General features: G+C 70.8%; 1 protein-coding gene. It reads right to left on the reverse strand.

Annotated elements, in window-relative coordinates:
- On the reverse strand, positions 1–436 hold a 436-nt coding region (locus ACFYOH_RS44880), incomplete at its 3' end, for a hypothetical protein (protein ID WP_388638166.1).
- Between the last annotated feature and the right edge of the window lie 684 nt (positions 437–1,120).

Genomic DNA, 1,120 nt, shown 5'->3' on the forward strand with positions numbered 1-1,120 from the left:
CGCCTTCGCCCAGGTGGGGATCCGCCGCGAAGAATTCCCCCAGCGCCCGCGCCATCACCTCGTCCGAATGATGCTGCCGCCGCTTTGCGCCGGCGCCGGAGCCGGCTGTGTGATTCCCGGCCGGCGCAGTGTCCCGGTCGGTGAGGTAGATGCTGTGGAGGCGGTGGATTTCTTCGGCGGAGAGTTTGAGGTACCGGTCGCCATCGTGGTGAGTGGTGCGGATGTGGTCCCACACGCCACCCAAGGTCACCGTCCCTGGGGGCTGCCGGTCGATCGTCTCGAAGAGAGCGTCCATCTGCCCGGCCGACAGCGCGGGCAGGGCGCTGCGGCGCCATGCCACTTCCACTGCCGTCCCACCCCACGGCATGTCCGCGACCTGCCCCAGATGGACCCGCGCGGCGTCACTGGGCGCAAGGATGATCTCGTCGACGTCCATCGGTGCATGCGGATCCGGTCGCATGGCCTGCGGGACGCCCACACCGTCCTCGTTGCCGTCCGTGCTGCGCGGGCCGGTCACCTCCGTGAAACCGGGCAGATACAGGCCGTGGGGCGGCAGTGAGGGCGACCTCGAAGAGTCGGAAAGGCCGTTGAACAAAGAGTCCGCGGGGGACGCCGCCCGGCTCTCGGCCTCCTCGGGATCCTGTCCGGTCCAGGCCGGGGGCCGGGAGGCAACGGCCCGCCTGCGCTCGTCATCCCCCGAACTCGTGCCCTCATCAGGCCGGCCCCGCTTCCTCCCACGCTGCGAACCCCGCGGACCGGCGTCGCCGGCCCGCTCCGTGTTGCTGCTGTTTCCCCCGCTCTGCCTGGCTCCGCCCGGCAGTCCGGGCCAGCGGCCGGACACCAGGCGCAGCGCGAGCCGGTCAGCCCGTGCCTGCAAGGGCTCCTGCCAGGCGAGGGACTGGTTCAGCTGCAGAATCTCCTCCCTGACGGCCCTCTTCCCGCCCTCGGACAGCTCGTTCACGCGTTTGACGACGGCCGCCACCAGGGCATCGTTCGCGCGGTCGCCCACGGCCGTGCTTGCGGCGGTGGTGTCGTTGGCACGGGTGTCGTGCTGCGGGCCGGTACGGGTTTCGGGAGCCTCGGATGTGGTGGGAAGCGGGCCAGCAGAGACTGTCACTTG

Origin of the sequence: Streptomyces sp. NPDC007856 (assembly GCF_042868225.1) — a bacterium.
GTDB lineage: Bacteria > Actinomycetota > Actinomycetes > Streptomycetales > Streptomycetaceae > Streptomyces.